Source organism: Nocardia citri (assembly GCF_054065835.1).
Map to the genome: position 1 here is coordinate 12,799 of NZ_JBSUQM010000016.1, position 24,071 is coordinate 36,869.

The window sequence follows — 24,071 nt, forward strand, 5'->3', positions numbered from 1 at the left end:
CTGGGCTGAGCGCGTCGCCGTATACCCGACTTTAGATACATTAGATCCATCAGACTCATCAGCACCCATGGAGGTGGTGCTCCGTGACTGATAAAACCGGCCCGGGTCCGTCGTTCGCCCGCATCACGCAGGCCCTCGACGAATGGGCATTCGAGCACGACCGCCCCACCGGGCCCTCGTCCAAGCGCGGGCAGTGGACGATGTACCACTGCCCCGCGCACGAGGACAAAGACCCGAGCCTGGGGCTGATCCACAACAAGGACAAGGCCAAGACGGTCGTCAAGTGCTTCACCGGCTGCCCGGACACGAAGGTTCTGGCGGTCATCGGGTTGCCCGGCAACGCGATCTGGGACAGGCAGTGGGTCCGGGAGCCGGGCACTCCGGCCCGGCTTCGGCCGCCGCGCCCGGAGCCGCCGCAGGATCAGCGACCGGCACGCGATCCGGCGAAGCCGTCGAAGAAGGAACGTCTGGGCAAGGTCGTCGGCCCTCGCTACCAGGCCGCGATCTACCGCTACACCGACGAGCGGGGGAATCCGCTCGGGGAGGTCGTGCGGATGCAAGTCCCGCATGAGCGGGGCACCGACAAGATGTTCTTCCAGCGCAAGATGGACGCGGGCGGACGCTGGCACAAGGGCGGCTTCGAGCCGGTGCTCTACCACCTTCCCGAAGTAGCGCAGGCCGTCGCCGACGGCGAGGAGATCTTCCTCGTCGAGGGCGAAAAGGACGCGGACCGGGCGCGCAGCGCGGGCTTGGTCGCCACTTGCAACGCGATGGGTGCGGGTTCCTTCCGGCGCGAGCACGCCCGCCAGCTCACCGGCGCGGCGCGGGTGGTGATCGTGGCCGACCGCGACGAACCCGGCTACCACCACGCCGCGGAGGTCAAGCGGCTGCTGACCGGCCGGGTGCGGGTAGTGCTCGTCGTCGAGGCCGCCACCGGCAAAGACCTCAGCGACCATTTCGACCTCGGTCACGACATCGACGAGCTCGTGCCGCTCACCGATGCCCAGCTCGAACAGGGCGTCCCCTCCTCCGAGGAAACCCTCGCCCAGGCCGAGAAGGTCATGGAAGGCGTATTCCGGCGGTCGTTCGATCCCGAGACCGGCTGGCGCTGGCAGTGGGCTGCGGAAATCGACGCGGAACCCTCGATCGAGAGCGCGTCCGCGAAATCAGTGCAGAACCAGCAGAATCCGGAGACGACCTTGTCACAGACCGCAGCGGCCCCACGCGAGGGTGTCGAGATCACCGTCTACATCAAACCCCAATGCCCGCAGTGCGACGCCACCAAACGCACCCTCGACAACCTCGGGTTCGCCTATCAGGTCGTGGATGTCACGCAGGACCCCGCCGCGCGCCAGCGTCTGGTGGATATGGGATTCCAGGGCGCGCCCGTGGTCGAAGCCGGAGACATCCGCTTCTCGGGCTTTCGCCCCGACAAGCTCAAGATGCTGCCTGGCGCGTTGCGCGCCGATGTGGTGGCAGAACAGGAGGCGGCTGCTGCGCAGCCGGGGTTTCGCGACCCCGCCGCGGCGGATCGCCTGAGCGTCGAGGCCGTACAGAGGTGGGCCGCCCCGTACTTGAGGAACACGCAGCGACGCGGCGAGATCCCGGAATTGGGCTCGCCGCAATGGGCTTCGCTTCCCAACGGTGACCCGCGCAAGACCGGGGCGGTGGTGGAGGCGGCCCTGCGCTACGTGAGCCAGGCCAGCGCGACCGAATCGGCCGCCCCGGCTCCGCGCGTCCAGAACGCGACCGCGACGGCGGCCCGAAGCAACAGTGGACGGCCGACCTTCGCCGAACTGCAAGAGGCCCGCCGCGGTGAGCAGGCGCTGCGGGCGGCCAGCGGACCGTTGACCCCGACCACCGCGGCAGCGGCGGCCGCGGCCGGCGCTCCGCTGACCCGGGTCGCTGGAGCAAATACCAACACCGCACCGCGCCGGTCCCCCGGTCGCGGACGTTGACAAGGGGAATCAGGATGAACGCCAACACCGATCGGCCTGTCCCGGCCTCCGGGCGCTGGGCTCCAGTGCTCTCGCCCTTGAACATCCCCGCCCTGGAGCCGGACCCCGAACCCGAGCAGCCCGGCCCAGAGACCCCGGTGGACGAGGGCATCACCGATGCCAATCCTGCTCCTCGCCGTCCCCGGCACCTGGTGCTAGGAATCTCGGCGGCTGTGGGCGCGGTCAGCCTGGGCGCGCTCGCGCTGGGGCTCAGCAGTCTGGGGTCGACGCAGCCCGCGCCGCCTCCCCTGCAGAGCGCCGCCCCGCCGGTGGTGGTGACCACGACGGCGAGCTTCCTGGCGGGTGGGCCATGCCCGAACACCGTGGTCGGCAAGGTGTATCGCGGTAACGGGCCCGGCGGCACGGTCGGTGCAGTGCCGGTGATCTTTGCCTTCCAGCGCGCGTACTACGGCGCGCGCTCGGGCGAGCAGGTACGGGCGCTGGTGCTCCCGGAATCCCCGGTGTCCTCGGCGGAAACGATCCAGCAGGGCATCAACACCATCCCCGCGTCGACGGCCTACTGCCTGACGATCACCGAGCACCAACCCACCCACTTCCTGGTGGAAGTGTTCGAGCGCAGGCCCTCCGGCGAGACGAAGACCTACCGGCAGAACGTCACCACCGTCGATCGCGACGGCCGCACGTTCATCGACACCGTCAGCAACGCCGACGGCTGAACGACTTCGGCGCAGCCGCGGAGGCCCGCGCCCGAGAACCCCCTCCCTCCGCAGATAAGGACACTGAGATCATGACCAGCCCGACTTCCCTGCACGACGATGTGATCGCCTACGCCGCCACCCGCACCATCGACTCCCCCGAGAAGGTCTCCGACACCGTCGAAGCCCTCGTCGAGGGATGCCAGGATCGTGCCCGCACCGCCGCGGCCGAAGAGACCACGCTGACCGGGAACACCTACGCTCCCACTGTCGTCGGCATCGACCACACGATCGTGCCGCTGCTCGCCGCACCGGTCGAGTATCTGGTCAGCGTCGTGGTGACCATCGAATTCCGCGCGATCCTGTGACCGCGCCCGGCGCCGGGCCAGCCCCGGCTCGCCGAGCACAAAGATGCCCCACCGGATTCGCCTCGAATCCGGTGGGGCATCTTTGTGGGCTCATGACCGAAGGGGAGGGTCATGTCCCGGGTACAGCTAACGATCCGAGAAAAGGGGCTCGACGGTCAGCATAGGCACCGCGCCCCGATCGGGTCTCGGCGACGACCGCACCCGGATCGGACGACCGGCGGACCACGCGCGATCGTCCGATGCCGATGCCCTCAGTGTGTCCGGCCCCGGTTACGGGTGTGCGCCGCAGCGGGTTTGGCCGGCGGCGGGGTGCGCCGATGGGTTTTGGTGTTCGTCTTGGCCTGCTTGGGCGGTGTCAGCGGAGCCTGGGCCGCCGCGGACGCGGTGCGCGCCGCCTGGTGCTGATCGTCCTCGGCCGCACCGTGCTCCCGCGCGGCGTCTGCGCTGTGGTCGGCCGCTTCGGCCTCGGGCTGCGGCTCCGGCTCCGGTGCCTCGGCGAACGAGACGGTGAAGACGGTGCCGTCACTGTCGACGACGAACACCGTGTTCTCCTCCGCGTCGGCCGCCTGCGCGGCGGTCGCGTCCTTGCGGGCCTGATCGTCGGCGGCGTCGGCGGCTCCTTCGTGCGAAGCGGCCTGTTCCCGTGCCTGGTCGGCATCACCGTCGAGAATGCCCGGATACTTGCGGGCCAGCAGGGCATCGAAGTCGTCGTCGATCTCGCCGACCAGTTGGGCGGCGCGGGCCCGATCGAACGGGGACTCGGGATCGGCGGTGGCGAGCCATTCCTCGGCGACCGAGCGGCGGGCGTCCTCCTCGCTGCGGGTGTGCGCGTTGGTGACCTTGCCGTTCTTCGCGGCCTCGCGCATCGCCCATGCGGCGTATCCGCTGGGCGCGCGGATCTGGCCGTTGTTGAAGTCGATGGCCGCGACCGACTCGATCAGCGTCTCCGGGTCGGCTCCCTGCGCAGTGAGTACCGCGAACTGATCCTCGGCGACGTGCCAGCGTGGATCGTCGAGAATCCGATCGGGCACGCGCCCGCGCAGCCGGTCCGCCAGCGGCGTCGGGGTGCGCTGGTTCTGCGGATCGTTGTCCTGCTCACCGGATTCTGCGCTCTGTTCGCCGCTGTCGGTTCCGCGCCCGCGGCCCGCACGAGATTGCGAGCGCCAGCGCCGTACGATCTCGTCTTCGAGGCTGCGGCGGCCCATCTGGGTGTCGCAGTTGCTGTATTCGGTCTCCCATTTGTCGGCCCATTCCGGATCGTGCTGACCAAGCCATCGTCGTGCTACGCCGACGGCCGTGCCGGTTTTGCCGCCGGTGGCTTCGACCCATTTGCGGATGATCTCGTTCTCATCGAGGCGTCGCCCGTCGATGGTGTCGGCGTTGGTGTAGCTCAGCTCCCACCACCGGTACCAATCGGGTTCGCTGTCCTTGGCCCACTTGCGGGCCTCGGCCAGCTCGACATCGCGCAGCGTCCGGTACCGACGCGGACGGGAGGTGGCGTGCAGATCGTCGGCGTTGCGCCGCAGATCATCGACCGCTTCGGCAGAGCCGTTGTTGCGCAGCCACTCCGCGACGCGGTCGGCGAGATCCTCGGAGCCGAACACGGCCTCGGCGTGGTTGTCCTCCCATCCGGCCTGGACCCCGAAGCGGCCACGCGAGAGCGGGGCCACCCGGATCGTCATGCCGGTATCGGGGTGGCGTTCGGCGCGGATGCGCCCGTCCTTCTCCGCGGCGTTCCATTCGTCGGCGTCGGCGCGACTGAACTTGTTGACCGCGTGGCGGTCGACGACCGCGTTCTTGCGGGCGGCGTTCTCGGCGTCGTCCCACGCGGAGCGGCCCCGCCGCTCGCGCAGCTGCCGCAGCACTCCCGCCAGCGTGCGCGCTGCCAACGCCATGCGCATGGTGTCCTCGCGCGGGATGCCCATCACGGGCGTTTCAATGACCGGCTGGTTCATCGTCGGTGTTCCTTCCTTGTTGGGCCGGACGGCAATTCACGGACACCACGTACCGCAGGCAGTTCGCGGCGGCCTTCGCCCGGCAGCACGGCCGGACCGGGATGTGGTGCGACGGTGGGCGTGTGCCCGGTACCCGCCGGGGCGCGCCGCGGCGGGAGCTGGCCCGGAACGGCACCGGTGGCTTCGCCGTGCGCGCGGACGAGGCCGGCGGCCTCGCGGGCACTGCGGGCGGCGGCGATGCGCTGGTTCTGCTGGTGCCATGCGGCGATCTCGAGCAGCAGTTCGGCGATGGCGAGGCCGAGCTGCAAGCTCGGGTCGCGTTGCAGACCGCGCCCGGTCAGCATTCGGACCGCGGCGAGTCCGCGCGACACCTCGCGCAGTTCGGCGGCGAGCTGCCCCGCAGGAACCGCGGTCAGCCCGCGCCGGGTGCGCGAGGCACGGTCGTAGGCCCACGCCGCCCGCGAGAGCGGGCCCTGACGGGCGGCACCGTCGGCGATGGACGCCCAGCTGCTGATGACGTCTTGCAGTTCGCGGGCCACGATCGCGACATCGGATCGCCCACCGCGCACAGCGGTGGTGACCGATCGGACCCGCGCGGCGCTGTCGGCCAGCACCGTGTGCGGCTCGCGGGCCGTCTCGGTGGCCGCCGCTGCGCGTGCGGCGCCGGGGCGGCCGGGCGGGGTCGCCGACCAGCGGGCGGTGACCCGTGGCCACGACATGTCAGCGCCCAGGTGTCGGCTGGGCGCGAAGTAGATGGGCTCGCCGGTCTTGGCCGACACGTCGCCGGGGGCGGCGACCGCCCATCCCTTGATCTGCCCGGCGGCGTCGTACTTGAGGTCGACGAGCATGCCCGCGTCGCGGAGCCGGGCCACGAATTCCTCGCTGCTGGTCGCGATGGCGGCGGTCTCGGTGATCATCTGCCGCAGCTGAATCCGCGCCGCGGCACCGGGAGTCGTCCGCAGCATGCCCTCGTCGCCGGCGGCGCGACGGCGCTCGGCCTTCTCCTGCTCCCCGCGCGTGGGCGTGGGCACCGCCAGCGGATCGTTGATGGCGGTCAGCCGCAGCCCGAGCGCCTGCTCCCAGCGCCGCGCCACCCGGCGCACGGCCTTCCAATCGTTGTCGGGATAGAACCGTTTGCCGGTGTCGGCGCGCACCAGCACGGCCGCGATGTGGATGTGGTCGTTGCCGTCGACGGATTTGCCGTGGTGCACCGCGATCCACCGGCACGCCCCGGCGTCTCCCGCCTTCGCAATGCCGGTCTCGTGCAGCATGTCCTCGGCGATGCGCCGCCAGGTCTCCTGATCGAGCTCGCCGTCCTCGGCGCCGATGGCCACCGGCAGATGCCAGATGTAGCCGTGCTTGGTGTAGCCCGGCTGGCCCGGATCGGGCTGCTCGGTGGGCAGCCCGATCGCATCCGACAACGCGGTGACCTGATTGGCGAGCTTGCCGATCTCGCCGGGCGCGAAGTCGCAGTCGTCGGGTCCGACCCACACCGGCTGGAGCGCTTCGGGATCGGATTGCCATGCCGCGACCACGGTGGGCTTGGTGTGCTCGTTGTACTTGCCGTTCGAGAACAGATACCGGACGAGCCGCTGCCCGTCCCATCCCCGGATCGCCTTGCCGATCACAACGCACCGTTCCGAAGCTGCTCGACCAACCAGGTGTCGATCTGGGTGTTGATCTTGCGGGTGTACGCCAGCACCGCGTCCGCGTTGTGGCCGAGTTCGCCGGTGGAGTTCGCGTGCTTGGCAACGTCGTTCACGTTGCCCGCCACATTGCCCAGCAGCCGCCGCAACTCGCGAACCTCGGCGATGAGGATCTCCACCTGGCCGCTGGTGCGAACAGTTGTCCCGTTGCGTTGCGCGGCGAATGCACGCGCAGCACCGACGGCAGCCTTCGCGATGAATGCGCCGGGCCGCAGTCCGACCGTGGCCGCGGCCGCGGTCACCAACGCCCATTCGGTCTGCGCGTACGTCGACCGTCGACTGATGGACCGGGGCTTCGCTGCGTGGGGCCGGTGGCCCTGCCTGCTTTTCGGAGGCACTTCGCGTCCTTTCGCCTACCGAGCGCACTGGTGCGCTCGCAGGGCCGGCAGCCGCCTGCCGGACCAACCGATGGAGCCGGACCGCAGGGCTGGATACATCGGTGCCTCCAGATCCTCTGGAGGCTTTAGAAACACTCGAACCACTTCGAGTGTGGCCCGCGCCCGTCCCCGGGCGCAACCCAAAAGTGGCCACTTTTGGGATATCTTGCTCACCGGAAAAGCCTGGTCAGGCACCCTGCGGCTCGCGGTGAGCTCCACGCCGAAAACGCTTCCGTCCGCGATGCGGGTGTGGTGCGCGACGAGGCCGCCGCCGTGGGCGCTGCGGCGGGGCCGGGCTTCGCTGACCGGTCCCAGCCCGCTCCGGTCCGCCGACGGAACGGGCGGTACAGCTGGCGGGCGGGGCGCGCTGCGCTCCCGGCTTCCTGTTCGCATGGTCGACCACCTCCCATCTGTAGATACATTAGATACAATAGGTTCGATCGCTCCATTGGGGAGCGCTGAGCGAGGAAAGGTACCCCTCATGGCAAAGAAGATGGCAACCGATGCCCTGTCCGCCTACCGGCGTGCGGTCATCGACGACGACATGGAAACGCGCATCGGCGAACTCGCGGTGAAGGTCGGGGAATGGCGGCAGGCATCCGAGACCCGCGCGACCGAGACGGCCCGGCTGATCGCCGACGAGGAGGCCGCCGAGGATGCCGTGGTCGCCGCCTACGAAGCAGCGACGAGCGCGGGGGCCGAGTCCGATGCACTGGAACGGATCGGACTCAAGCCCACCGACGCGATCCGCGCCGCAGCGAAGCGGGCGAAAGCAAAGCCCCGGCCGCGCCCCTCGCGCGCCTCGACCGCCGCCGCCGAGGCACCGCTGACCCCACCGCCGGCGGAGGCATCCGAGACCGAGCCCGCCGCGCCGAGTACACCGGCGGCGGCACCGCCCGCTGCGGCGCAGCCGGATCCGGCTCCTACCGGTTCCGGCGGTCCGTCCGCTTCCGCCGACCCGATCCGGGTCGCCGCGGCGGCCACCGGCGCGAGCGCACCCTCCGCCGCGCGGGTCCGGAGCTGACGATGATGCCGATCGCGCCCGCCGCCCCGGTCCTGCTCCTCGCCGGGCCGGGTGGCGTCTTCGCCGCGCTGGCACTGTCCTACCGCTGGGAGATGCGTCAGCTCACCACGGCCGGGGAACGCTCCGGCTCGGCTCTGGCGGCCGCCGCGTACGGGTGCCTTGCGGCGCTGTCGTACGTGTGGGCGGTGGCCGCCGCACCGATTCCGGCACCGTTCACGCTGCCCGCCCTCGGCGTCGGCGTCGCGCTGCTGACGGCCCTGGCGGTGAAGCTGTGGGTCGCGAACCGGACCTTCCGCCGGGTGTCGGCCCTCGCGGTTCCGTCCACGGACGCATCGGTCGGCGAACTGGAGGGGCGCTTGTTCGCGCACACCTCGACACGCGGCTCGGGCTCGCGCACGCGCCAGCTCGCCCTGCTGCACCGCAGACAGTGCGCCGAGGCGCGTCACCGGCACCCGCACGGCACCGACTGACTTCCCGCCCGAGGCCGATCGGGCGGGAACCAATTCAACTCACCCATCGAAAACGCTGTCCCTTTGCCGATATATCGGGTAATATATGACATAGAAGGAACCGGGACCGGACACCCCGCCCCTTCTATCCCACTCGCCTTCGCCGAAGGAGCATCTCATGCCTCCCACCATCGCGTCCGGACAGCTGAATGTGCAGTGCACCGCCGAGCAGATCCGCGCCGCGCTCTACGTCTCCAACAACGATCCCGAGTACTTCGACACCGCTGAGGCGGTCGCCGAGCGCGACGCGCGGATTGCTGCCGGGGTGCCCGTCGTCCGGGTGACCGCGTGTAACTCGGGCGGCTTCGGCCGGGAGGCGTACGCACTGATCCAGTCCGGAATCGGGCACGCCGACGGCACCTTCTGGCCCTCGATCGAGGGCTGCCCGATCGTCCACTTCCGCCGCCGAGATGGACGGCTGACCGATGCCGAGAATGCCCGGCGGCTGCTCCAGCGTCGCTTCTGGGGCGTGGACGTGCCGATCGAGTGGGTCAACGGCTGAGCCGCGCTCGGCTCTCCCCTTCCTCTTCTGTCGACGAAAGGTTCCGATCGTGATCCGCAAGGTTCTCGACAAGCTGTTCCCCCTGGCCGTGTTCGTGGCGGCCGCCGCGACCGGCTCCGGCCTGTACACGGCGGTGCAACGGCGGGCCTGGCTCGACGTCGCGGGCTGCCTCGTCACCGCGACCGTGTTGTTCTTCCTCACCCGGTCCTGGTTGCGCGCCCGCCACGCGTGGTGGCGGACAGCGGAGTACCAGGCGCGCCACGCGGCGTTCCTGGTGACCCTGACCGATCTCACGCGCACCGGCCCCTACACCGCCTGGCATGCGGGCACCCGGCAATGGCTCGGTGTCACCGTGTGCGCCACACCGCTCACCGCGATCTTCTCCGGGCGCCGCTACTTCGAGGTTGTCGTCGTCGACGCCCCCGAACCGTCTCTCGCGTCCGGGACCGACATCGAATTCGACTATGTCACCACACGCTGCTTCCTGGTGTTCCGCCGGAACCCGTGCATCGACATCCACGTCGCCGGTGAACTCGTGGACCCGCGCACCGGCGACCGACACCCCGTGGCCGGCGGTGAGCGCGGCACGCTGCGCACCGTGGTCCGCCGCCTGCGGACACCACCCGCCGCCCGCCTTGCGGGCTCCAGCGACATCGACGCTCTGCTCGAACTGCTCGCCATCGCAGAACCGCGCGACCGCCGCTGACACCACCTGAGCAACACCGAAGCCGGGCGGGACCGGACACCCCGCCCCCTATCGATCCCCCACTCGCACATCCCTCGAAGGGAGCAGGGCTATGCCCTCCACCAAGTTCGACGCTCTCGTCGCCGAGGCACGGGTGCGCTACGCACTCGAGTTGACCGCGCTGACCGAGCTCGGTTACGACGCGCAAGTCCGCGTCGTCGGCCACGTGAACATCTACATTCCCGTCGGCGAAGTCCGGGGCGTCCCACTGGAGATGCTCGTGTGCAACGGTGACGGCCTGGCGCTCGACGCGGACGAGATCGCCGCGAGCACCGAGTGGTGCGCCTCGGTCTACTCCCGTCTCGACCGCACCCCGCTCGAGATCTTCTGCTACGGCTACACCGCCGTGGCCGCTGTGCAGGCCGCCGCCGTGCTGCTTCACGATCCGGTCCGCGTCGCGGTCCTGTCCCCGTCCCGGCACTGGCATTTCGCGATGCTGCCCGCCGACGCGCTCGGCGACTCGGACCGGGAAGCCACCCTGCTCGACCCGCTCACCTCCGACGGCCTGGTGCCGACGAACGTCGTCGTGCTCGACGAGGACGTACCCGGCTGGGCTCAGGGCTGCTCGACACATTCGCACTGCTACCCGATCGAGCGCGCCGCAGCGGTGGTCGCACACCGCGATTGCGCGCACGACCAGCTCGCGGACTGGACAGAGCACGGCCGCGTCGGCGCCTGGTGGGCCTCGCTGTCCGACGGGGGGCGGGCGTGATGTCGCGCAAGAACCGGGACGCGCGGGCGTGGTCTTCGGTGCTGGATACCCCGTTCCGTGACGAGCTCGACCTCATCGACCGCTACAGCGTCGACTCCGCACAGGTGACCCCGCTCGGGCCGACCGGCTGGATCATTCGCGGGCTGCTGGCCAACGGGCTGGCCGTCGGCGCGGCCACCGACCGCGTCGACCAGTTCGGGCTCTGGCTCGACTTCTACGACCTCGACGGGCGGCTGATCGCCTACAGCGACGACGGCGAGCTCGAACAGCGGCTGCGCATCGCGAGCGCGCTGACGCCCGAGACCGTCGCCCTGCTGCGCCACGGCGTCCGCCCGGCGGGTCTGCCCGAGGGCATCCGCGTCATGCCGCACACCGTCTTCGAGGACGCCGACGGGGACCGGCTCGAGGTCACCGACCTCGGCGACGGCCGAGAACGACTCACCATCGCCCCGGACTCCGAAGCGGTGCGCTTCGGCGGGTCCTTCCAGTCGGTGGACGTTCCCCGCGACCAACTGCTCGCGCTGCTGGCACAGCTCACCGACCGGTTCACGCGCGACTTCCGCACGCGCTCTCTCGTAGCAGGCGGCACCGATGCCGAACCAGACACGGCGCGCTGACCGCCCACCGCACATCCCCACTCGCGTAATCCCGGAGGACTTTCCCGTGAACAACTTCCAGCACGCCCGCCGTCACGACGAACAGCACGACCAGAGCTGGCTCACCCAGGCACACGCCGTGGTGTCCGGTGGCTGGCTGGCCGGTGGCTCGGTGATCGCCCTCGGCGCGGTCTCCTCGGAGTTCCCCGCGATCATCTCCAGCCTGATGTTCTTGGCCGGGGCGGTGACCGCCGAGGGCGGATTCCGGCACTACCGCGCCTGGCGGCGTGTTACCGCCGAGCTGCACGTGGCGGGCTGCACCTGCCCGCCGGGGTTGGGCGGGGTGGTCCTGCGGGCCCGTGATCGGGCAGGCCGGTGACCGGGCCCGCCGTGTGCGCGGCGCTGCGGGAGCAGCTGGCCGCGCACGAACCCGCGCCGCGGGTCGTGCTGTCCTATGGGCTCGGGGCCGACAGCACGGCGCTGTTGCTGCGCTGGATCTTCGATCCCGAGAGCCGGGACTTCGACCTGGCGGAGCTGTGCGTGGTCACCGCCATGGTGGGCGACGAGTGGGAGGACACCGCGCGGGACGTGACCGAGGTCGTGCTCCCGCTGCTGGCCCGGCATCGGATTCGGTTCATTCAGATCGGGCGGGCCGACCGCCGGGTGCGCGACAACGGCACCGGCGTCGTCGTGTTCGCCGACTCCCGTTCCCCGCAGCGCCTCTACATCGAGGGCGCTTACACCCTCGGCACCGAGATGCTCACGGCCGGCACTCAGCCGCAGGTCGGTGGAAGTCGTCGGTGCAGCATGTCGGCCAAGGGCGAAGCGCTCGACCCGGTGATCGCAGCGATCACGCACGGGCGGCCGTACCGCCATGTCGTGGGGTTCGAGGCCGGTGAGTTGTCGCGGGCCCGCCGCGACGCCGAGTACGACACCACGCTGCGGCGCGGTGAGTATCCGCTGATCTCGTGGGGCTGGGATCGGGAGCGGGTGCTCGCCTACATCGACGAGAAGACCGGCCGGGCCTGGCAGAAATCGGCGTGCGTGTTCTGTCCTTTCGCGCTGGTCACCGCCGCCAATAGAGCCGCCACCCTGGCGCGCTACGCGCGGTGTTCCCGGACGCCGGGGCGCGGATGCTGCTGATGGAACACACCGCGCTCACGCTCAACGCCAAACAGGGCCTGGTCGGCGGCAAGCGCGCCATCGACTACGTGCGCGCGGCCGGACTCACCGGCGTCCTGGCCGCCTTCGAGAGCGCGCTCGCCGAGCAACCGCACGCCCTCTACGAGGTCCGCCGCCTCGCACGGCGCACCCGGACCGGCGGTGCCAAGATGGTCGCGCGGTCGGTGCGCGCGGTCGACGTCGGCTCTCGCGATGAGATGGCCGCCTGGCTCGACGGCGCTCCGCTGCGGGTCGACATCGGCGGGCTCGACGGCTCCACGGCGCTCGTCGACACCCGCCGCGAGCTCGGGGACGACGGTATCGCCCGCGCAGTCGTCCCCGGCCGGGACGGCACCGGCCCGCACGAGCTGGAGCACTTCTTCGTCGTCGCCCCCGCCGTCGTCGCCGACAAGGAACGTCCCGGGTTCTCCGACTGGTGGGCGCAGGCCACCGGCACCGACCTGGCGCTGTTCCCGATATCGGCCTGACCGGCGACACACGCCGGGGAAGACTTGACCCATTCCAGAAAACGGGTAATATATGACACAGAAGGAAGCGGGACCGGACACCCCGCCTTCTTCACCCCCACTCGCACACCCCGAAGGGACTCCCGATCATGCAGATCATCAGCAACCCGTTCCCGCTGCGCCCCACCACCGACGACGCCCGGCCCGCGCCCGAAGCCAGCAAGGTCGTGCAGTTCCTGACCGAGGCCGCCCAGGAACTGGCCGTCCAGGACGCCGACGGGTTCGTCGACTGCGCCGCCGACCTGACCGTCCGCGCGCTCGCGGCGGCGGCCGCTGTCGGCCGCTTCCACGGCGGCACCGAGGTCGACGGCGTGCTCACCGTCCTGGGCGACACCGTCAACACCTACACCGATACCGCCCGCGCGTACCTGGACCCCCTGTTCACCCCCAGCCGCCCGGATCTGCACGAGCGCGCGACCGCCCTGTACACGGCGGTCGATCAGCTGACCGAAATCGTCAGGGCCATGGAGGCCGAATTCCGGGGCGTGATCACGGTGCGCGCTACCTGGTCCCCCGGCGGGCGGGTCGAGGTCTTCGACTACGAGGACCACCCGATGGGCGAGTACATCCCGCTCGACCCGCCCGCCACGCCGGTCGACTCCACCGAGGAAGCCACGCGCCAGCTGGCCGAGCGGCACTTCGTCGTGATCGGCGACTGGGAGAAGTCCACCGGCAAGATCTTCGACGTCGAGTTCGAGGAGTACCACGCCGCGCTGCGCTTCACCCTCACCTTCTAGCCTCCACCGGGAGCAGGGCGGCGGACCGGAATCCCGCGTCCGCCGCCCCTTCTCTCCCGTCTCCGAACGCACCCCATCGCACTCGGAAGGGAAGGCACCCATGCCCGCCGCTATCCAAAACGAGCGTTTTAGCGAGAGCTGGGCAGTTGAGCGCTGGCACGATCACGCTGCCCGCGTCCCCCTCTACCTCACCCCGCCCAGCACGCCCGCGATCCGCGACCGGATTCGCGCCGGAGAGCTGGGCGCCATCATGACCCCCGCCCAGGGCAATCGCCTCGCCCAGGACTACCCGCTGTGGTGCGCCGACAACGGCGTCTTCGGTGGGTCCTACCCCGGCGACGACGCCTACCTGAAATGGCTCGGCCGGCTGCGCCCGCACGCCGACCGCTGCCTGTTCGTGGTCGCCCCCGATGTCGTCGGCAACCACTTCGCCACCCTCGCCCGCTCCCGACCGATGCTGCGGCGCATCCGCGATCTCGGCTTTCCCGTCGCCTTCGCGGCCCAGCTTTGCGCCCAATTTCGCAAATTCTGGATCCTTTCCGCTGGTGGGAACGTGGCGAACGTGTTCGTGACGTGGGCCTATTTATCGTTTGCCACCGGGCGGGCGGCCACCGTGTTGCCAGTCGTGGGACCAGCGGCGGCAACACCGAATCTGCCGTTCGTGATATTGGTATTTCATCCTTTGTGTGCAAATTTATGTCGTTGGCGGGACCGGCACGGTGCCGCCGATATCGTTGCGGCGATGTCACAAGCAGATATCGAGTACTTCTTCGTCTGCTCCCGCCATGATCACGGCGGTGCCGTCGCTGGTGATGCACATGCTCGTGCCGGCAAGCGCCAACCTGGATGGACCGCTCGGACCAGCTCCGTTTACCGCGATGACGGTGACGCGATAAGTGCGGGCTGCCGCGTACAACAGGTCGATCCAGTCGATGCGACGTTGCTGCGGCCACGCAGCAGTGATTACGAGGAGATCCGCCGTTGCGAGCAGATCAGTCCACTCATGGAGGAATCGCAGGTCATAGCAGGTGATGACGACGGCGTGGTGTGGGCCGATGGCGATCGTGGTCATAACCTCGCCCGCGCTGAGGATTTGCGATTCCTCGCCTTCGCGGTCGAAGAGATGCCGTTTGTCGTAGTGGTCGAGTATTTCTCCGCTTGCGGCCATTATCGCCCTGTTGACGAAGCGGCCGTGAGGCAGTGCGGCCACGGTGGAACCGGCGTGCACGAACCGAGCAGACGTCATCAAGGTTCGAGCGACCCTGCACAGACTGTCACCGGATCCGGCAAGTGCGGCGAGGAGGTACTGACCATAGTCGAAGTAGCCGATCTGCCACAGTTCGGGCAGGACCAACACGTCGCACGGTGGCAGACAGAGCAGATGACGGACTACTCGGTCTGTCTGGCCTTGCCACGATAGGCCCTCGGGTAATGCGAGTTGAGCTAGCCGAACAAGCATGGTTGCCGCCTTTGGTGGTGAGCCCCTGCGGATGGGGGATGGCGTGCATACGAGTCGCCGGGATCAGCCGATCACGTAGGTGTGATCGGTGGGCTGATTGTCGATCCAGGTCCGTATTCTGTGGACTTCCATCACCCCCGCATGATGCCAGTTGCGCAGCAGCGCAGATGATGTTGGGTCCGGCCGATACATCGCTTGCAGGAGATGGCCAAGGTAATCAGCGAGTGGACCGCTCTCGATGTGTTCGACACCTGCGTCGCACATGTAGCCGAGCAGGATGGTCGCGGCGGCGCTGTCAGCGAAGTGTCTATTGTCTCGGGCAGCGTATCGCCAGATCTCCGGCATCATCAGGGTCGGAAGTTCAGGATCGATGAGCGTGCCACTGGTCAGAAGGCCGGTCGCGTCCGCAATAGCTTCGTCCAGGCATGCTCGGGCGAACGGCGTTAGGACGGCTCGTGTGGTCTCTGGTTCGGTGCCCGGGATCCGGAGAAAATGCCCCAGATCGTGAGCACGGAACCAGGACAGGAGGTGGTTTGTTTCCAGAGCTTGCGTTCCTGGGCAGAATCGTGGGCGCAGTGCATCGATACGACGGGTCACGTTGGCCAGGCGTTCGCGCACCACATTTGCGAACACTACGGTGAAATTCCGGCCCTCAATATCGACCTCCCCGGCCTCCAGCGGGAAGAAGTGGGCGAAGTTCTTGTGACCGACAGCCGATTCCCCCGCACAGTAGATGAGGTCGTACGAATAGAGGACAGGCAGTTCGGCGATTGGCCTGTCGTAGTCGACGGACGCACCGGTCATGTCACCGACAATTCCCGGGAAGTCACGACATGCTGCGGATACGGCATCGATGCTGGTCTGGGCGAGCGGGTTCGGCTCGGCGATAAGCAAGGAGATGGAGTTCGGCCGATTCCTCATCGCCCACGTCGCGAGGGGGCCGCAGTAGAAGAAGGGCCGACGCATATCCGGCTCGCGCATGCTGCGCTGTCCCCAGCGTCCGCTGCGAGAGTAGGTTTCCAGCGCTTGCGCACTATCGTGCAATTCGGTGGCCAGGTCCGGTTGCTCGATGAGGGAAGCGGCTCGGAACAGCGATTGCGCGGCGGCCGCGACCAGTCGAGGGCGCTCGTCGTTGGTGCTGCTGTGCAGGCGTTCGGAATGCGACAGCGCCGCGACTGCATCTATATAGGCCTTTGCGTCGATCAGATCGTCGAATCCTCGGCCGAATCGGGCTCGAAGCCGGCGGTGCTCAGGATCCAACCGAATCGCGTGTGTGATCGGCTTTTCCGTGTGCCAATAGGGGAACGTCGAGGAAAAATGACGTTCGCCGATCCCGAAATCTTCCAGCGCGGCTGTCGCGGATTGCACGGTATTCCTCCTAAAGTTGATGACAAACGAAAGCGCTCGACCTGACAGCCGGTTATGCGAGCGAGGCGTTGGGTCCAGTTTTTGCGGATAGATGCGCGACTGCGGGTGTGCGCCACTTGTTCGGGGCTACACTGAACGCGACCACGTGGCCGAGGTATTGCACTGTGAACCACAAGGGCAGATAGACCCCGAAAGTGGGAACGCGGCGGTCGACCAGGAAACTGATCACGATCCAGGTGGCGACACCGACTGCTGAGCTGAGTGCGACAGTGGTCGACAAATCGGTTTGGCGCTGCCCCCAATCCTGGTGGCGCGGTTGACACACGATCCCCAAGACAGCACCGGACGCAGCTGCTCCGGCCAGACCAGTGCCCAAGACCACACTCATCGCAAGAAGCCCCCACGGCGAGGAGCCATTGATCAGGAAATAGCCCAGCCCGAGCATGCCGCCAACGATGAGACCAGGCAGGTGCATCCACGGCGAACGCCAATGCGCCGGAGACGGCCACGTGATAGATGCCGCTCCAGACGGATTACGGTAGATCGGCGGCCAGATCAAACCCGTTTGGGCGACGTAAGGATTCCAGAGAGCAGGTATGGTCTTTTCGAGCCGACGATCGTAGAGCACCGAACCGACCACGTTGTAGATATTGATGATCACTGCGAGCAGCAGCAGATCTGCCGTCATGTGGGGCAGCAGGAAGAACATCCCGAAAAATGCTGTGTGGACCGGGAATCTGATCCATCGTCGACTGCCTACGGTCCAGTTCTCAAGCTGGGGCTGATGGGCGCCGGCGCGCTGTGCGACCAGAGTGGTCGACCCGAACGCCAGGCCGCAGTCGTATTCGACGAGGTGCAGGTACCAGTACCAGCCCCACGACAATGCCAGGCCAGCGTAGATGACAATAGCCTCCCCGCCTCTGATATCCCATACTGTAACATCAATTCGCTGCCACAGACCAGTTGCCACGAGGGCATAGACGATATTGCACAGCGATTCTACCGAACGCCACGCCAGCGGCTTCATTCCTGTCCGCTTGTTGACGATTGATTTCACACGCAAAGCGGCTAGTACTGAATGTTGAACACCAAACCCTGTCACCAAGGCGGCATCGACAAGATATTTGACGATCACGATGATCTCCGCGGTAGGGGCACGAATGCGCTGAAATAAGATAGGACGAATCTGGGTTGAATTTTCACCGCCATGCGCAGTACCTCCACCATATATCGCGTCACCTTGGCTGACAGGGTCGAAATTGGCGACTCGAGAAGATGGATCATGGAGAGTTCATGAAGTGCGGCACCGGAGTGGGTTCGAGCGTCCTCCATCGTCGCCGATGAATGACTCGCCCAGCCGTCTCCGGCACAGCATAGAACTTGTGCGCAATATTCCTTAATGATGGTTTCCGGTTGACTCATATGTACATCTAGTGGCCTGGGCTCGCGTGGAATTGGGTCCACGTATCGTCGCAGGACGCGATACACCGAACCATATGACCGACTACACTCCTGCAGTTCCCGTCAGCTGGAAGGCAGATCTGCTCTCACGGGCGTGAAGTGGACTCCGTGCGTGGAGGCGGTGCCACCGGCGAGTTCGCCGCCGTCGATGACGATGTCCTGACCTGTTAGATAGCGAGCGGCGTCGGAGGCGAGGTAGAAGAATGCTTGCGCGATCTCCGATGGATCCGCGTGGCGGTGCGCGGGGATGCGTTCGTTAACCGCAGACAGCATCGCATCGTTGTACTCGGCACGCTGCATCGGTGTCAGCACGTAGCCGGGGCTCACACACGCAGCACGGATGTGCGGTGCGAACTCCATCGCGACGGTTCGGCACAGAGCCAGTACCGCAGCCTTGGAGGCATTGTAGTCTGCGTAGTAGGGGTAGCCGACGCGGGCGTTGGTAGACGCTGTTGCCAATAGCACGCCGCGGCGCTGCACAGTCATATGTTTGAGCGCTGCCTGCCACAGCGCGATTACACCGATAAGGTTGACACTCAACAGCTTTCTAATCTGGTTTTCACTCATATCGAGAAACGGGGTGCGGACACTGATTCCAGCGTTGGCAATGACGACATCTATCGAAGCCTGCTCCTTAGCGATACTGTCGATTGCGGCGTGTACCGCATTCCAGTCAGTTATATCGACGGCGACGAACTCGCTGTCCGTATCGGTGAGCGGTCTTTTCAGGTCGAAGTTGTAAACCTTGTCTCCCGCGGCGGCGAAGTGGGCGGCGGTGGCTTGTCCGATGCCTGACGATGCGCCAGATATGACGACGGTCCGCCGGCCGCCGATAATGTCTTTGTGCATGGTTTCCGTTGTCCCGTAGCTCGTTTATTCGATGATGAGGGTGCGGCGATCGAAGCCCCCACGACTTGCTGACGCGCATGGCTCATCCCGTGGAGTAGGAATAATAGTGATCTATTGACAATCATGCCTTGTATCGAATGCGGGAAGTTTCGTTCTGAGCAGGTTGTCCCTGGCGGGCCTCTCGTGAATCGTTTTATACCAGTGGCATTGACGTATCCGAACCACAACCGGAGACACCTATTGGATGAGCCCTATGTCTGGACGACGTGTTTGTAAGTAGCAGCCGGATACCATTCGGTTGCTGCACCGGCCCCTGGCTGATCGGCCAGCGTGCCTTACGTTCGAATGCTTAGCAGTCGAGGTCGAGAGTCGTGCTCCACGTTGCTGTCTGGAGAGCCGACTGTGACGGGGAAGCACGATTGGCTCGTCTCTCTGATCTATAGGTATCTAAGGTGACATTCGGCCAGTTCAGCGGGCTGGCCAGACTTAAGACTTAGCTATCGGAGGATGTCATCAGGCCATTAGCTTATCGACGAATCCGTGTCCGAACGTTCGCCCTGGTCCGCGGAGCAGCCCGGCCTCACCGCACCGGTGTCGACTCACGGCTGACGTCCAGCGCCCGCCGCACGAGGTCGACTTGCAGTACGTCCGGAGCATAGGTCGGAGACCGCCGCCCCGTCACCACCGCAAACACCTCAGTGCACGTCAGCGCGGTCGCCAGGTAGAGTCCGGGCGATACGGACGCGATACGCGTATTCTCCACCGGGTCCTCGATGCTGTTCACGCCTGGCGCGAGGTAGTCGGCGGCGAAGCCGCATGAAGCGATCTTGCTGACGAACTTCGTCAGCCGGGCAGCCTGGGTATCGCCGTCGACGAAGCCGAAGACCTCGGAGAAGCTTGGCGTGGCCGGGCTGATCACCGAGATCGACGCACCGAAGCTGAGTGGGACACCACCGACCAGCGACGGTTTACCCTGCGCCCGCAGGCAGTCGTGGAACTGTTCGTAGAGATCGACGCGAAACCAGTCGATCGCATTAATCCCGATGTCGACCGACGCGGCGAACGACTCCACATTCTGATCGGACAATCCATCGTCGAACCGTGTGATGACACATCGAGGGTTTATATCGAGCGCCATCTCCACCATGACGTCGACCTTGGATCGACCCAAATTCGGCATCGTCGCGCCCGCCTGCCGATTGAAGTTCGCCATCTCGAACCGGTCTGGATCGGCGACAGAGAACTTCTCGAAGCCCATGCGCACCAATGCCAGAAGATGGTTGCTCCCGCACCCGCCGAGCCCCGCAATACCTATACTCGTTCGCCGGATAGCGTCGCGGTCGCCGTCCTCAAGTAGTCCGCCGATCCTTTGGAACGCTATGTTGTAGTCGAATTCCATTCCAAGTCTTTCTTCTTCGAATCCTACGAGGTGTGTGAGCCGCCCTAGCGGGTTCTCCGAAGTATTCGGTCGATATGGCGAGATGGCTGAATCTCCGCACTTTTGCCGTCGGGGCAAACGCCGCGTCTGCGCACTATCTCTTACCAACCAGGCCACTTCGGATACGGATCACTAGCTCCACTTGCCGCAGATCAGATACGCGTCGAGTGGACCGAGATTGCGGCGGTAGAACGAATCGAGTTCGGCATCGCCTGAGGACGGGAAGTCGCCGTAGAGCTCGTCGACCGTGTCGTATGCGTTCGTGATCTTGAGTGAGCCTGGGTCGAACCGGTCGCCCTGACCGAGCCAGCCGGCTGCACCCGAGGCAGCCAAGCTAACGTCTGCGGGCGTGTTGACCACCGGACGCGGATGAACGACATCGACCTTGTAGAGGCGCTCCAAAACGCGGTGCATCACAGGATTCTCGGTCCGTGCAACGATATAAGATTGCTGTTGACCTGCGCTCGGACTAGCGAATAATTGCTCGAACTCATTCGAGTGCAGCCATGCCGTGATTATACCCTTGCCCTGGTATTCTTGGGCCGTCCCGGTCGAATCAAGATACACGGCCGAATAGTTACCGAAATCCAGTCGCTGCGCGCTGCTCCAGCCAACGATCCTGCCGTCCTCATCCTCAATGAAGCAGAAAAGCGTCAGCCGCTCAAAGTAACCTCGCATATACTGGCCGAGCCAGTACCCGGACATATCCGCTGCGAAACTATCGGTGGTGACACGCACCAGGGCCGCGTACATCCGCTCCTGGAGAGGGATGGACAGGTGCGCTCCGGGATTTGCGATGTGACGAAACCGTACTGTCGAGATATTGGACGGCAGCGTAAGGAAACGTCCGTCATCAATCCCCACCGAAGACATTGTTGGCCATTCGGACTGAAAGAGATTTGCCTGGAAAGCGCACAATTTTTCTACTCTCGCCTTTCGGTTGTAACTTTCGCAGGTAGATTTTCCTGCTTCGTGTGGACAGTCAGCGAATTGGCGCAGAATCAGGAGCTTGAAAGCAAGTGCGAGACGCTATCTCTAGCACGCTCTTCATTGCCAACAAATATCCGATGTGCCGTCAGATATTGACCACCGTCGGGTTACCGCGCCAAGTGGGCTTCACGCGCGCGCCCACGGAGAGGCGGGAGTATGGTCGGTAGATTTGAAGCTGGCGTGACTGCCACTAGATCCCCCTTCGCGATATTTCAAGCTTGTTAATATTGATACACCGGTTGGGTGACCAGAAGGGGGAAATGTGAGAGGGGTCACACTACCGGTAGGTTTGAAATAGATTGCTGCGCAGAAGCTTTCGAAGATCCTCTGGCCGAGGCAGCCGGAATCGGTGGTTGAAGAGGGTGGTGGCGGTGCAAGCCGACGACATGCCGAATGGGATTCCGCTATCTAGCCTGAGGCTAGCAGCAGATCGGCTATCGTCACGGGAGTCAGCGGCTTCCAGACATACAGCTGACCCGGATGTAGGTGCGCCGCCGCCGACACGCCTGTTCGAATCTGCTGTTGGTACCACTCGCTGGTCGTGCAGAATTGAGCCCGTGACGAATCGACAGCATGTCTCATCGGGAGCGCCCTGGGAACCGATCGTAGGCTACTCGCGAGCCGTTCGGGCTGGGCAGTGGGTGATGGTCGCAGGGACGACTGCAGCGATCGAAGGTGGCGGCGCTGTCGGCGGCGATGATATCGGTGAGCAGACCAGAGAGGCGTTGCGCCGGATCGTCGTCGCGTTGGCCGAGATCGGAGTGCGGACCGATCATGTTGTCCGCACGCGAATCTTCGTCACCGACATCAGTCGGTGGGACGAGGTCGGCAAGGCGCATGGCGAGGTGTTCGGCTCGATCCGGCCGGCCGCGACCATGGTCGAAGTCAGCCGGCTCATCGAACCCAGCCTGCTAGTCGAGATCGAGGCCGATGCCATCTTGCCATAGCTGCACTGGGTGGTGTTGGTGACGAACGCGGTCAGGCGCAGCCCGTCGCGGTCGGTGAACCGCAGCTGCGCGGCAGGATGTGTGCGTTTTTTCCGCACGATCAGCCGCATCCCGGGTGGCCACCCGGACAGGTCGATCAAGCCGGTGGCTTCGACAACCCCGGCACCGGTGCGGACCTGTCCGCCGGCGTTGCAGGCCGGGTTTCAATCGACAGACCTCAGGTGGGTATCGAGGGCCTCGACGATGTCGTCGGTCAACGTGAAGCCGATCGAGTACTGCACCCGGCGGCGGTGGCAGTAGCGGGCGAAATTGTGGGTGCCTCCACCGGAATCGGTGCGTACCAATACTTTCCGTCCGATTCGCCGCTCGCCCATGGCAGCTGCGCGAGGGGCTCGTGCAGCACGTGCACGTTGTCCGCGGCGGCGTTGCTGCCGACGGTACCGGGCCGCAGCATCACCGCGGTGGGCTCGCCGGTGCCGATGTCACCGTGGTCGATGAATGCCCACAACGGATGAAACGCGGTGAGCTACCGGATCTGGAACTGCGCCATCGGCAGCGGGCTCGCTGTGAGGACCGCATCCGCGCGTCGAAGGACACCCGCGCGGCGATATTGGAGAGGGTGACCAGCGGCTCGAAGTAGTCCGGGGGAGTCGGCCAGGCGTTCCGGACGTACTGCCGGGTGCTGAGGTGGTCGTTCCCCGCGACGTTGCAGTACCCGAGCTGTTCGGCCTCGATGGCGATGTCGACCACGTCCTTGGCGGTCGCGAACGGCACCAGATATATCATCCTGGCCAGAGCGTTGGGCGTATGGACTCCGAACTTCGTGTCCTGCTGCTCCTTTCCAGGATGGGTCAGTCCATGGCTGGTCCGCCGTTGACCGGCAGCGCCGATTCCCCTGCTCGCGCCCGTGATGAGGGCCTGCCGCGCCGCGGAACGTCCGTAATGCCGCCCTCGGTATGCCGTCCGGGAACCTCCAGGACGACGGCGTTTCCGGGCTCACACCGGCAGCGGCCAGGGCCCATCCCAACGGTTGCAGGCGCCGGTAGAGCCACGGCGGGGCTCGGGATCGGTACCCATCGTTTTCGCATTCCTCTGGGAGCCGGTGCGGGGCGGAAGTGTCCGTCTCCTCAAGGATTCCCGCCCCGGCCGCGCGCGACAAGGGCGGAAGACCTCTCGGCCTGGACCTCGGGTCCATGACTCGCCACCGCTCGCCGATCGAGCCAGAGCCCTGCGGGTGCCGGCACAGGCTCGCCCGACCATCCGGTAATCGGCTATTACGGCGCGTTCTGCCGCCGCCACGATCGACTTGTGCCCGCAAATCTGGAACACGTTCTCTCATTAGATCGCCTACTGGAGGTAGTCCCACGACTGGCAAGATGGCGGTCTTTCACGCTAGCGGGCGACACCTATTGGCAGAACATTTGGGAGACGTTGCGTTCGCGCTCGCGCTTGACGTTGGCGCGTGCGCCGTCGAGGGAGCGCCGCAGGGTCCGGTTTTCGGTCCTGGCTGTGGTGAGGTTTTCGTTGAGGGCTGTGACGAGGGCGCGGAGTTTGGCGTTTTCCTCGGTCAGGTGGTTGCCGTCGGGGTCGTAGAGCTGCCCGACAAGGTCACCGATGCGAGCGTCGCGGTCCTTGACCGCCGCGCGGAGCGAGCTGACCATCGCCTCGGCGTTGAGGGCGCGTTCGCGCCAGGACGAGGTTTCGGCAGCGTGGGCTTGGTCGGCGCGGACGGTGGTCGCTGCCTGGGATGCGTCGCGGGCGGTGAGGACGGCCCGGGTGAGTTCCGGGCGACGTTTGTCGTAGATGAACGTTCTACCGACTCCAGCCAGGTCACAGACGTTTTCGACGGTGAACGGAACCTTTGCTTTGGTCAACTTTATCAGGGCCTTGCGGACGCGCTTTTCGCATTCGGCGCTGGTGCGGGATCGCTGTTCGATCAGCTCGACCGGACGGCGTCGCTTGTTGTTGGTGACCAACGTGTTTCGTT

At 66.2% G+C, this 24,071-nt stretch carries 28 protein-coding genes and 1 pseudogene; 15 read left to right on the top strand and 14 right to left on the bottom strand.

Going from position 1 to position 24,071, the window contains the following annotated elements; all coding sequences use genetic code 11:
- Window positions 1-83 precede the first annotated feature (83 nt).
- The 3 genes from ACW2Q0_RS20785 to ACW2Q0_RS20795 all read left to right on the top strand — a co-directional run bounded on the left by ACW2Q0_RS20785 (window position 84) and on the right by ACW2Q0_RS20795 (window position 3,021).
- Window positions 84-1,958: a glutaredoxin domain-containing protein gene (locus tag ACW2Q0_RS20785; protein WP_457192545.1), complete on the top strand. Its 1,875-nt coding sequence runs from the start codon at window positions 84-86 to the stop codon at window positions 1,956-1,958.
- Window positions 1,959-1,972: 14 nt separating this feature from the next.
- Window positions 1,973-2,674 carry a hypothetical protein gene (locus tag ACW2Q0_RS20790; protein WP_457192546.1) on the top strand — a complete coding sequence of 234 codons (702 nt, stop codon included), beginning with the start codon at window positions 1,973-1,975 and terminating at the stop codon, window positions 2,672-2,674.
- Between the two features lie 71 nt (window positions 2,675-2,745).
- On the top strand, window positions 2,746-3,021 hold the full coding sequence (locus ACW2Q0_RS20795; protein ID WP_457192547.1) for a hypothetical protein: 276 nt from the start codon (window positions 2,746-2,748) through the stop codon (window positions 3,019-3,021).
- A gap of 251 nt (window positions 3,022-3,272) precedes the next feature.
- On the opposite strand, the gene ACW2Q0_RS20800 is transcribed toward ACW2Q0_RS20795, so the two are convergent.
- From ACW2Q0_RS20800 to ACW2Q0_RS20810, 3 genes are read right to left on the bottom strand one after another with little or no spacing between them, the layout of a single operon-like run.
- Entirely contained in the window at window positions 3,273-4,976 is a 1,704-nt protein-coding gene (locus tag ACW2Q0_RS20800; RefSeq protein WP_457192548.1) for a hypothetical protein, read from the bottom strand.
- On the bottom strand, window positions 4,973-6,604 hold the full coding sequence (locus tag ACW2Q0_RS20805; RefSeq protein WP_457192549.1) for a relaxase/mobilization nuclease domain-containing protein: 1,632 nt from the start codon (window positions 6,602-6,604) through the stop codon (window positions 4,973-4,975). Before ACW2Q0_RS20805 ends, ACW2Q0_RS20800 begins: the two co-directional genes overlap by 4 nt.
- On the bottom strand, window positions 6,601-6,924 hold the full coding sequence (locus ACW2Q0_RS20810) for a hypothetical protein (RefSeq protein ID WP_457192550.1): 324 nt from the start codon (window positions 6,922-6,924) through the stop codon (window positions 6,601-6,603). Before ACW2Q0_RS20810 ends, ACW2Q0_RS20805 begins: the two co-directional genes overlap by 4 nt.
- A 616-nt stretch (window positions 6,925-7,540) precedes the next feature.
- On the opposite strand from ACW2Q0_RS20810, the gene ACW2Q0_RS20815 reads away from it, so the two are divergent.
- The 10 genes from ACW2Q0_RS20815 (at window position 7,541) to ACW2Q0_RS20860 (ending at window position 13,572) form a co-directional block, all read left to right on the top strand.
- Window positions 7,541-8,083 carry a hypothetical protein gene (locus ACW2Q0_RS20815; protein WP_457192551.1) on the top strand — a complete coding sequence of 181 codons (543 nt, stop codon included), beginning with the start codon at window positions 7,541-7,543 and terminating at the stop codon, window positions 8,081-8,083.
- Window positions 8,084-8,085: 2 nt separating this feature from the next.
- On the top strand, window positions 8,086-8,553 hold the full coding sequence (locus ACW2Q0_RS20820) for a hypothetical protein (protein ID WP_457192552.1): 468 nt from the start codon (window positions 8,086-8,088) through the stop codon (window positions 8,551-8,553).
- A gap of 157 nt (window positions 8,554-8,710) precedes the next feature.
- Complete coding sequence (locus ACW2Q0_RS20825) at window positions 8,711-9,094, top strand: hypothetical protein (protein WP_457192553.1); 384 nt, start codon at window positions 8,711-8,713, stop codon at window positions 9,092-9,094.
- Between the two features lie 49 nt (window positions 9,095-9,143).
- Window positions 9,144-9,800 carry a hypothetical protein gene (locus ACW2Q0_RS20830; RefSeq protein WP_457192554.1) on the top strand — a complete coding sequence of 219 codons (657 nt, stop codon included), beginning with the start codon at window positions 9,144-9,146 and terminating at the stop codon, window positions 9,798-9,800.
- A gap of 91 nt (window positions 9,801-9,891) precedes the next feature.
- Window positions 9,892-10,551, top strand: coding sequence for a hypothetical protein (locus tag ACW2Q0_RS20835; protein ID WP_457192555.1), 660 nt, complete (start codon window positions 9,892-9,894; stop codon window positions 10,549-10,551).
- Window positions 10,551-11,168: a hypothetical protein gene (locus ACW2Q0_RS20840; RefSeq protein WP_457192556.1), complete on the top strand. Its 618-nt coding sequence runs from the start codon at window positions 10,551-10,553 to the stop codon at window positions 11,166-11,168. The genes ACW2Q0_RS20835 and ACW2Q0_RS20840 overlap by 1 nt, the downstream gene beginning before the upstream one ends.
- Window positions 11,169-11,214: 46 nt before the next feature.
- Window positions 11,215-11,526 (top strand): hypothetical protein, encoded by a 312-nt coding sequence (locus ACW2Q0_RS20845; protein ID WP_457192557.1) that lies wholly within the window; start codon window positions 11,215-11,217, stop codon window positions 11,524-11,526.
- On the top strand, window positions 11,523-12,290 hold the full coding sequence (locus tag ACW2Q0_RS20850) for a hypothetical protein (RefSeq protein WP_457192558.1): 768 nt from the start codon (window positions 11,523-11,525) through the stop codon (window positions 12,288-12,290). Before ACW2Q0_RS20845 ends, ACW2Q0_RS20850 begins: the two co-directional genes overlap by 4 nt.
- The gene (locus ACW2Q0_RS20855) at window positions 12,290-12,796 is read left to right on the top strand and encodes a hypothetical protein (protein ID WP_457192559.1); all 507 of its coding nucleotides are present in this window, start codon (window positions 12,290-12,292) and stop codon (window positions 12,794-12,796) included. Before ACW2Q0_RS20850 ends, ACW2Q0_RS20855 begins: the two co-directional genes overlap by 1 nt.
- Window positions 12,797-12,924: 128 nt before the next feature.
- The gene (locus ACW2Q0_RS20860) at window positions 12,925-13,572 is read left to right on the top strand and encodes a hypothetical protein (RefSeq protein ID WP_457192560.1); all 648 of its coding nucleotides are present in this window, start codon (window positions 12,925-12,927) and stop codon (window positions 13,570-13,572) included.
- Here the strand turns inward: ACW2Q0_RS20860 and ACW2Q0_RS20865 are convergent.
- From ACW2Q0_RS20865 to ACW2Q0_RS20875, 3 genes are all read right to left on the bottom strand, one after another.
- Window positions 13,562-14,089 carry a hypothetical protein gene (locus ACW2Q0_RS20865; RefSeq protein WP_457192561.1) on the bottom strand — a complete coding sequence of 176 codons (528 nt, stop codon included), beginning with the start codon at window positions 14,087-14,089 and terminating at the stop codon, window positions 13,562-13,564. The two genes, ACW2Q0_RS20860 and ACW2Q0_RS20865, sit on opposite strands and share 11 nt — an antisense overlap.
- A gap of 228 nt (window positions 14,090-14,317) precedes the next feature.
- Window positions 14,318-15,031: a nitrilase-related carbon-nitrogen hydrolase gene (locus tag ACW2Q0_RS20870; RefSeq protein ID WP_457192562.1), complete on the bottom strand. Its 714-nt coding sequence runs from the start codon at window positions 15,029-15,031 to the stop codon at window positions 14,318-14,320.
- Between the two features lie 63 nt (window positions 15,032-15,094).
- The gene (locus tag ACW2Q0_RS20875; RefSeq protein WP_457192563.1) at window positions 15,095-16,012 is read right to left on the bottom strand and encodes a hypothetical protein; all 918 of its coding nucleotides are present in this window, start codon (window positions 16,010-16,012) and stop codon (window positions 15,095-15,097) included.
- Window positions 16,013-16,057: 45 nt separating this feature from the next.
- Between ACW2Q0_RS20875 and ACW2Q0_RS20880 the strand changes: the two genes are divergently transcribed.
- Window positions 16,058-16,444: a hypothetical protein gene (locus ACW2Q0_RS20880; RefSeq protein ID WP_457192564.1), complete on the top strand. Its 387-nt coding sequence runs from the start codon at window positions 16,058-16,060 to the stop codon at window positions 16,442-16,444.
- A 7-nt stretch (window positions 16,445-16,451) separates the two neighbouring features.
- Here the strand turns inward: ACW2Q0_RS20880 and ACW2Q0_RS20885 are convergent, their stop codons facing one another.
- The 4 genes from ACW2Q0_RS20885 to ACW2Q0_RS20900 form a co-directional block, all read right to left on the bottom strand.
- The gene (locus ACW2Q0_RS20885; RefSeq protein WP_457192565.1) at window positions 16,452-17,534 is read right to left on the bottom strand and encodes a hypothetical protein; all 1,083 of its coding nucleotides are present in this window, start codon (window positions 17,532-17,534) and stop codon (window positions 16,452-16,454) included.
- A 389-nt stretch (window positions 17,535-17,923) separates the two neighbouring features.
- Window positions 17,924-18,709 carry an SDR family NAD(P)-dependent oxidoreductase gene (locus ACW2Q0_RS20890; protein ID WP_457192566.1) on the bottom strand — a complete coding sequence of 262 codons (786 nt, stop codon included), beginning with the start codon at window positions 18,707-18,709 and terminating at the stop codon, window positions 17,924-17,926.
- A gap of 580 nt (window positions 18,710-19,289) precedes the next feature.
- Window positions 19,290-20,108, bottom strand: a complete 819-nt coding sequence (locus ACW2Q0_RS20895) for a ThiF family adenylyltransferase (RefSeq protein WP_457192567.1) — start codon at window positions 20,106-20,108, stop codon at window positions 19,290-19,292.
- Between the two features lie 171 nt (window positions 20,109-20,279).
- The gene (locus ACW2Q0_RS20900) at window positions 20,280-21,011 is read right to left on the bottom strand and encodes an N-acetyltransferase family protein (RefSeq protein ID WP_457192568.1); all 732 of its coding nucleotides are present in this window, start codon (window positions 21,009-21,011) and stop codon (window positions 20,280-20,282) included.
- A gap of 683 nt (window positions 21,012-21,694) precedes the next feature.
- Here ACW2Q0_RS20900 and ACW2Q0_RS20905 point away from each other — a divergent pair.
- Window positions 21,695-22,084, top strand: coding sequence for a RidA family protein (locus ACW2Q0_RS20905; protein ID WP_457192569.1), 390 nt, complete (start codon window positions 21,695-21,697; stop codon window positions 22,082-22,084).
- Window positions 22,085-22,095: 11 nt separating this feature from the next.
- On the opposite strand, the pseudogene ACW2Q0_RS20910 reads toward ACW2Q0_RS20905, so the two are convergent.
- The 4 genes and pseudogenes from ACW2Q0_RS20910 to ACW2Q0_RS20925 form a co-directional block, all read right to left on the bottom strand.
- Window positions 22,096-22,260 (bottom strand): annotated as a pseudogene (locus ACW2Q0_RS20910) (IS1380 family transposase); the annotation flags it as partial.
- Between the two features lie 27 nt (window positions 22,261-22,287).
- Window positions 22,288-22,458: a hypothetical protein gene (locus tag ACW2Q0_RS20915; protein WP_457192570.1), complete on the bottom strand. Its 171-nt coding sequence runs from the start codon at window positions 22,456-22,458 to the stop codon at window positions 22,288-22,290.
- Window positions 22,459-22,537: 79 nt separating this feature from the next.
- Window positions 22,538-22,858 carry a hypothetical protein gene (locus tag ACW2Q0_RS20920; RefSeq protein WP_457192680.1) on the bottom strand — a complete coding sequence of 107 codons (321 nt, stop codon included), beginning with the start codon at window positions 22,856-22,858 and terminating at the stop codon, window positions 22,538-22,540.
- A 632-nt stretch (window positions 22,859-23,490) separates the two neighbouring features.
- The gene (locus ACW2Q0_RS20925; RefSeq protein WP_457192571.1) at window positions 23,491-24,060 is read right to left on the bottom strand and encodes a hypothetical protein; all 570 of its coding nucleotides are present in this window, start codon (window positions 24,058-24,060) and stop codon (window positions 23,491-23,493) included.
- Between the last annotated feature and the right edge of the window lie 11 nt (window positions 24,061-24,071).

Bases quoted from the DNA above. Each gene is read 5' to 3' on its own strand.
- ACW2Q0_RS20800 (WP_457192548.1), bottom strand. From the start codon at position 4,976: ATGAACCAGCCGGTCATTGAAACGCCCGTGATGGGCATCCCGCGCGAG.
- ACW2Q0_RS20895 (WP_457192567.1), bottom strand. From the start codon at position 20,108: ATGGAATTCGACTACAACATAGCGTTCCAAAGGATCGGCGGACTACTT.
- ACW2Q0_RS20840 (WP_457192556.1), top strand. From the start codon at position 10,551: ATGTCGCGCAAGAACCGGGACGCGCGGGCGTGGTCTTCGGTGCTGGAT.
- ACW2Q0_RS20815 (WP_457192551.1), top strand. From the start codon at position 7,541: ATGGCAAAGAAGATGGCAACCGATGCCCTGTCCGCCTACCGGCGTGCG.
- ACW2Q0_RS20890 (WP_457192566.1), bottom strand. From the start codon at position 18,709: ATGCACAAAGACATTATCGGCGGCCGGCGGACCGTCGTCATATCTGGC.
- ACW2Q0_RS20790 (WP_457192546.1), top strand. From the start codon at position 1,973: ATGAACGCCAACACCGATCGGCCTGTCCCGGCCTCCGGGCGCTGGGCT.
- ACW2Q0_RS20860 (WP_457192560.1), top strand. From the start codon at position 12,925: ATGCAGATCATCAGCAACCCGTTCCCGCTGCGCCCCACCACCGACGAC.
- ACW2Q0_RS20825 (WP_457192553.1), top strand. From the start codon at position 8,711: ATGCCTCCCACCATCGCGTCCGGACAGCTGAATGTGCAGTGCACCGCC.
- ACW2Q0_RS20875 (WP_457192563.1), bottom strand. From the start codon at position 16,012: ATGCGCGAGCCGGATATGCGTCGGCCCTTCTTCTACTGCGGCCCCCTC.
- ACW2Q0_RS20820 (WP_457192552.1), top strand. From the start codon at position 8,086: ATGATGCCGATCGCGCCCGCCGCCCCGGTCCTGCTCCTCGCCGGGCCG.
- ACW2Q0_RS20835 (WP_457192555.1), top strand. From the start codon at position 9,892: ATGCCCTCCACCAAGTTCGACGCTCTCGTCGCCGAGGCACGGGTGCGC.
- ACW2Q0_RS20855 (WP_457192559.1), top strand. From the start codon at position 12,290: ATGGAACACACCGCGCTCACGCTCAACGCCAAACAGGGCCTGGTCGGC.
- ACW2Q0_RS20870 (WP_457192562.1), bottom strand. From the start codon at position 15,031: ATGCTTGTTCGGCTAGCTCAACTCGCATTACCCGAGGGCCTATCGTGG.
- ACW2Q0_RS20915 (WP_457192570.1), bottom strand. From the start codon at position 22,458: ATGGGCGAGCGGCGAATCGGACGGAAAGTATTGGTACGCACCGATTCC.
- ACW2Q0_RS20795 (WP_457192547.1), top strand. From the start codon at position 2,746: ATGACCAGCCCGACTTCCCTGCACGACGATGTGATCGCCTACGCCGCC.